Consider the following 5,343-nt stretch of genomic DNA (forward strand, 5'->3'; position numbering starts at 1 on the left):
GCACCCCGTGAGGTGCCGGCCTCCCCGCACCCGGCGCACCGGCCGGCGGGACGCTTCCTCACCGGGCGCGCTCGGCGCGGGCGAGGGCGGTGCGGTACTCCGTGGTCCATTCCGCACCGCGTTGTTCGGCCGGTAGTCCTCGCAATCCCTCGGACAACAGGTCGGCCGCTGCCGCGTGGTCGTCGAGCGACAGGCTGACCATGCCGATGTTCATCTGAAAGAACTGCGGGCTGTACCAATAGACGATGGACGGGGGGTCCGATACCCGGGTGGATGCCTCCGCCGCCTCACCCAGCAGCCTCCGTGCCTTTTCCCTCTCCCCCAACCCCGCGTATCCACCGGCCGCCTGCAGCGTGTCGAAAACCCGTTGGGTCGGGTGAGCTCCGGGTGCGTGGAGAGCGGCGTGGGAGGCACGGAGAACTCCACGGAAATTTCCCCGTTGACGGGCCACGTACCCCCGAAAGCTCACGGCCACGGCGGCGACGGTGCCGTCCCCCGCCTCGTCGGACAGTTCCTCGGCCGCCGACAACAACTCCAGCGCCCGGGCATCGCGCCGTACGGCGGCGTGCAGCCATCCCGCGTACTGGTGCCACTCGGCCGCCACCGCGAGCAGGGCCCTGCGGTGCGGCCCCCGCGCCTCCCGCGCCAACGTTCCCACCTGTTCCAGTTGCGCACGAACAGCGGGAATCAAGGGAGTCGGGCCGATGGCGTCCTCCAGCCGCCGCTGTGCCCTCAGCACGCCGACCAACGCCTCGACCGTTCGGCCGTCCACCCCCGCCGGTCGGGTCAGGGCCCCGGCCACCCGGGATTCGCCCTCCTCGTCCATCACGACGGCCCGGAGCGCTCCGTCGGCGCCCACCAGACCGTCCAGTGCCTCGACCAACTGCGGGGAGGGTCGCTGCTTCCCGTTGAGCACGCGGGAGAGGTACGCGGGGTCGTAGTTCAGCGCCCTGGCGGCCGCGCGCATGGAATACCCGCCGTCCCGCAGAGCCCGGCGGGCGATACGAGCGAAGTCACTCATGGTGAACCTCTGTGGATTGACCGGGAATTCCATCGTAGTCAACACCGGTCACCTACCGGGTGATCACAGAGGAAAACCACCATGGCGGGAAGAGGGGACCGCAGGACGAGCCCGATCGCACCATCGGATCATCGCGAGGAAAGATCATGGAAAACCATCATCCCGACCATGTCGAATGGACTCCCCGGAAAGGTGAACTCGTGGTGGACACCAGCCGGGGAACCACGGGTCGGGTGATGGACGTGTGGAACGGCAGGGTGTGGTTGCGGCCGGCCATCGGGGGCCGCGAGTGGGACACCCGCGTCGAATATCTCCGACGCCCGGACACGACCGAGGCGCTTCGCGCCCGCATGGCCGAACTCGACCTCCACCGCCGTGCCGGAGGGCTCCGGTGACCAAGCGAGGTAAGGGTCTGCGACATCAGCGACCCCGCGAGGGGCACGAGCCGGGACCCCTCACGCCCGACACGGGTCGACATGCCGAAAAACTTTCATCCGCTTCACTTGGATCCGTTCAGCCACTTCGGGCGCCTTCACCGGGGGAACATATGCCATGCGAATATCAGAGTTTTCACCGCCGAGTGGAAGGCGCCACCTCGAGGGGAAGGATGCCATCGGAAAGCATCCATCACCGATGCGTGGACCGTCGAAGGGGTGACGGAGCGTCGAGTAGCATTCGACTCCCCCCTCACTTCGACCGGACGCCGTCCCGAAAATGAAGGGGTTTTCGATGAGGGAGGGGATCGTGTTTCCTTGGGGGCTGACCCGTATGGAATCGTATCCGGCCGTCATCCGGGTCGCCGGAAGAGCCGTGACGCTCGATGCCGGAACCCAGACCGCCGTGTACCAAGACGCCGGCGGAAAGATCATCGACATGGGTACCCACGGAACCGGTACGGGACTGGAAACCAAAACCCGCACCAGTGGGGACGGCCAGGGTCCCAACAGTCTGGACCAGGGCAGTGACCAGGAGAGCGATCAGGATCAGCCTTGATCGATTCCCGACCCGTTCTGGTGAACACCCGGCTGGACGACCCCACGGCCGACCATGTCATCGGCGAGCTGCACCGGCGGGGGGTTCCCGTGGTCCGCCTCGACACGGGTCGCCCCGAGGGGGTGACCCTGGCGGTCGGGGCGGGAGCCGGGAAGGACTGGCGGGGAGATCTTCGGACCCCCACCCGCCAGGTGGATCCACACGGGATCAGGGCGGTGTACCACCGTCGCCCCTCCCCCACCGCCTCCACTTTCCCGGCCGACGACCCGGCCGGGCATCAACGGGATTTCACCACCGCTCAGATCAGACACGGTCTGAGCGGTCTCCTGGTGGCGCTTCCCGACTGCCTGCAGGTGAACCATCCCCACCGCAACGCGGCGGCGGAGTACAAACCCGTCCAACTGACCACCGCCCTCGCCTCCGACTTCACCGTTCCCCCGACCCTGATCACCAACGAACCCGAAGCCGCCAGGGAATTCATCCGGGCACATCATCCGGTGGTCTACAAACCCCTCCGCCACACCGACTATCGGGAGAACGGGGAACTGCGCACCATCTGGGTTCGCCCCGTGACGGCCGAGGAGATCGACTCCTCCCTTCGCGCCTGTCCTCATCTGTTCCAGAAGCAGGTCATCAAAACCGCCGACGCGAGGATGGCGGTGGTGGGCGGCGAATCCTTCACCACCCGGATCACTCTCGACGGTGATCACCCCGACTGGCGCATGGACTACTCGCTCGTCTCCTTCTCCCCCGTCGAGGCCCCCGCCACCGTCCGGAGGAGCGCGGAGCTCTACCTGAGGACTCTCGGCCTCGTTTTCGGGGCCTTCGACTTCGCCATCGACCGGGACGGGGCCTGGCACTTCCTCGAGTGCAACCCGAACGGCCAATGGGCCTTCGTCGACCCCGCCACCACGAGGGGGATCACCGTCGCCCTCGCCGACGTACTGGAAAAGGGCGTTTCCCCATGACCGAGCAGCACTCCCCGACCGTCGCACCACCTTGTGAACCCGCTACCGGCCCCGGGGCCGACCCCACCGCGCGGCTGCGGGCGGAGTTGGCGGACGAGCTGCGGCGGCGGGGGGATCTGCGCTCCCCGGAGTGGCGGGAGGCCGTCCTCCGGGTCCCCCGGCACGTGTTCGTCCCCGCCTTCTTCCAACGGACCGACGGCCCCGGCCCGACCACCTGGACGCCCCGCGTCGGGGGGAGCGGGAAGGAGGAGCCGTCCTCCCGCCTGAAGGCCGTCTACTCCAACACCACCCTGGTGACCCGCCTCGACGGCGACCGCCGTCCGGAGGACGTGGAAGGGCCGGTGACGGGCACCCCCACCTCGTCCTCCACCCTGCCGGGCCTGGTGGTTCGGATGCTGGAGGACTCCGGCGTCCGGCCCGGGGACCGGGTGTTGGAGATCGGCACCGGCACCGGGTACTCCACCGCCCTGCTGTGCGAGCGCTGCGGGGACCACGCGGTCACCTCGGTGGAGTACGACGCCGGGACCGCCCGTTCGGCCCGGGAGGCGCTGGCTGCCATCGGCCGGCGCCCGGGTCTGGTGGTCGGCGACGGGCTGCGCGGCCATCCGGAGGGCGCCCCCTACGACCGTCTCGTCGCCACCTGTTCGGTGCGGCACGTCCCCGTGCCCTGGCTCGATCAGGTGCGGCCCGGCGGGACCCTGCTGGTCCCGCTCTCCGGTTGGCTGCCGGCCCACGGCCTGGTGCGTCTGACCCGGGGAGGGGAAGCGGGCGGGGCGAGCGGTGAATTCCTGCCGGGCCGCGTCTCCTTCATGGGTGCGGCGGGGCACGCGGCACCCACCGTCCGGGGTCTGGCGAACCTTCTGAACCGGGAGGACGCCGGCGAGCGGGCCACCGACCACGGACCGGCCGTGTTGGAGGACTGGACCACGGCGTTCCTGGTCCAACTGGCCGTCCCGACCGCCCGTCACCTCGGCACCCCGGCGCGGGACGGCACCTTCCTGGAACACCTGGTGGATCCCACCACCGGTTCCTCCGCCACCCTCCTGCCCGACGCGCGGGGCGGTCACCGGGTGCGGCAGGCGGGTCCGGTGCGGCTGTGGGACGCCGTGGAGGAGACGCTGAACCGCTGGGACCGGGCGGGGAGGCCGGATCAGACGCGGTTCGGGATGACGGTCACCGGCTCCCGGCAGTGGGTGTGGGCGGGGAGCCCGGACGGCCCCCGGTGGGAGCTGCCGACGGACGCGCCGGCCGGTTGAGCCGGCCGCTCCGGGGTCCGCCGCCACCGCGCCGGGGAACGGCCCCGGGAAACACCTCGGCCGGGGACGCGAACGGCCCCGGCCGGGAAGTGATGGTCAGGCGACATTCACCCGACGACCCGGCGGGGCCGCTTCGAGCCAGGCGAGGAAGCCGGTGAGGGCGTCCTCGCTCATGCCCAGTTCGAGGTCGGAGCCGTCGTGTCGACAGGTCAGCACGATGGCGCCGGGCAGCAGGGCCACCTCCTCGTCACCCTGTGGATGCCGCCGCTCGCGTACCTCGATGAGGTCCCGCTCCAGCGACAGGCGCGGTTTGGGCAGATAGGAGAAGACGCGGAACCACTCGATGCGGTCCCCGTTGTAGCGGGCGACGCCGTACACCCAGTTCTTGCCGGAGGACTGACCCGGCGCCGGCGGCGTCCACCGGCCGGAGCAGTCGAAGGTGCCGCCGGCGCGCTGGATGACCCTGCGCCGGACACCGAAGCCCAGCAGTCCGAACACCACCAGCGCCAGGACGGCGCCGCACACGATCAGAGCGAGGACCATCCCGATCGACCTCCTCGCATCGTCGTTTCGCCTCGTGCCGGAACCGCGCCGGCGGTGTCACGACCCACCCTCCCCGGACGGGCCGCCGTGGACGACGCGCCGGGCGGGGAGGCCCGATGTCTCAGCGCGTTCCCGCTGCGACGGCCGCCAATCGGATGTGTGCCCGACGCTCGGCCGAGGCGTCGGCATCCGCCTTGGCCTGCTCCAGGGCGCGCTCCGCCCGTTCGACGTCGATCTCGTCGGCGAGCTCCGCGATCTCCGCCAGCAGCGACAGCCTACCGTCAGCGTAGGAGAGGAAGCCGCCGTGCACCGCCGCGACGACGGTGCCCTCGCCGGTCTCGCCGGTGGTGCGGATGGTGACGGGGCCGGTCTCCAGGACCGACAGCACCGGCTGGTGGTTGGGCATGATGCCGATGTCGCCGGTGACGGTGCGGGCGACGACCAGGGAGGCCTCGCCGGACCAGACCCTGCGGTCCGCGGCGACCAGCTCCACCTGCAACTTGGCCACGATGGCCCCTTCCGAATGTTCTGGGGGGAAGTCCGGGGACGGACGGGGTGGTGG

Annotated in this window: 7 protein-coding genes; 4 read left to right on the top strand and 3 right to left on the bottom strand. The window is 70.3% G+C overall.

Going from position 1 to position 5,343, the window contains the following annotated elements; genetic code table 11:
* Positions 1 to 58: 58 nt before the first annotated feature.
* Positions 59 to 1,021, bottom strand: a complete 963-nt coding sequence (locus tag FNQ90_RS11545; protein WP_182606291.1) for a helix-turn-helix domain-containing protein — start codon at positions 1,019 to 1,021, stop codon at positions 59 to 61.
* A 200-nt stretch (positions 1,022 to 1,221) separates the two neighbouring features.
* Here FNQ90_RS11545 and FNQ90_RS11550 point away from each other — a divergent pair, with 200 nt between their 5' ends.
* From FNQ90_RS11550 to tgmC, 4 genes are all read left to right on the top strand, one after another.
* Positions 1,222 to 1,416: a hypothetical protein gene (locus tag FNQ90_RS11550; RefSeq protein ID WP_228471054.1), complete on the top strand. Its 195-nt coding sequence runs from the start codon at positions 1,222 to 1,224 to the stop codon at positions 1,414 to 1,416.
* 334 nt (positions 1,417 to 1,750) lie between these two features.
* Positions 1,751 to 2,014 (top strand): putative ATP-grasp-modified RiPP, encoded by a 264-nt coding sequence (tgmA, locus tag FNQ90_RS11555; RefSeq protein ID WP_182606293.1) that lies wholly within the window; start codon positions 1,751 to 1,753, stop codon positions 2,012 to 2,014.
* On the top strand, positions 2,011 to 2,982 hold the full coding sequence (tgmB, locus tag FNQ90_RS11560; protein WP_194432435.1) for an ATP-grasp ribosomal peptide maturase: 972 nt from the start codon (positions 2,011 to 2,013) through the stop codon (positions 2,980 to 2,982). The genes tgmA and tgmB overlap by 4 nt, the downstream gene beginning before the upstream one ends.
* A complete protein-coding gene (gene tgmC, locus FNQ90_RS11565) occupies positions 2,979 to 4,238 on the top strand; it encodes an ATP-grasp peptide maturase system methyltransferase (protein ID WP_182606294.1) in 1,260 nt (419 codons plus the stop codon). Before tgmB ends, tgmC begins: the two co-directional genes overlap by 4 nt.
* 96 nt (positions 4,239 to 4,334) lie before the next feature.
* On the opposite strand, the gene FNQ90_RS11570 is transcribed toward tgmC, so the two are convergent.
* Both FNQ90_RS11570 and FNQ90_RS11575 read right to left on the bottom strand, forming a co-directional pair.
* The gene (locus tag FNQ90_RS11570; protein ID WP_182606295.1) at positions 4,335 to 4,781 is read right to left on the bottom strand and encodes a DUF2550 domain-containing protein; all 447 of its coding nucleotides are present in this window, start codon (positions 4,779 to 4,781) and stop codon (positions 4,335 to 4,337) included.
* Positions 4,782 to 4,902: 121 nt separating this feature from the next.
* Positions 4,903 to 5,289, bottom strand: coding sequence for a F0F1 ATP synthase subunit epsilon (locus FNQ90_RS11575; RefSeq protein ID WP_182606296.1), 387 nt, complete (start codon positions 5,287 to 5,289; stop codon positions 4,903 to 4,905).
* Between the last annotated feature and the right edge of the window lie 54 nt (positions 5,290 to 5,343).

The sequence above is a fragment of the Streptomyces alkaliphilus genome (assembly GCF_014141535.1).
In the GTDB taxonomy this organism is placed as follows: domain Bacteria; phylum Actinomycetota; class Actinomycetes; order Streptomycetales; family Streptomycetaceae; genus Streptomyces; species Streptomyces alkaliphilus.

Bases quoted from the DNA above. Each gene is read 5' to 3' on its own strand.
- tgmA (WP_182606293.1), top strand. From the start codon at position 1,751: ATGAGGGAGGGGATCGTGTTTCCTTGGGGGCTGACCCGTATGGAATCG.
- FNQ90_RS11570 (WP_182606295.1), bottom strand. From the start codon at position 4,781: ATGGTCCTCGCTCTGATCGTGTGCGGCGCCGTCCTGGCGCTGGTGGTG.
- FNQ90_RS11545 (WP_182606291.1), bottom strand. From the start codon at position 1,021: ATGAGTGACTTCGCTCGTATCGCCCGCCGGGCTCTGCGGGACGGCGGG.
- tgmC (WP_182606294.1), top strand. From the start codon at position 2,979: ATGACCGAGCAGCACTCCCCGACCGTCGCACCACCTTGTGAACCCGCT.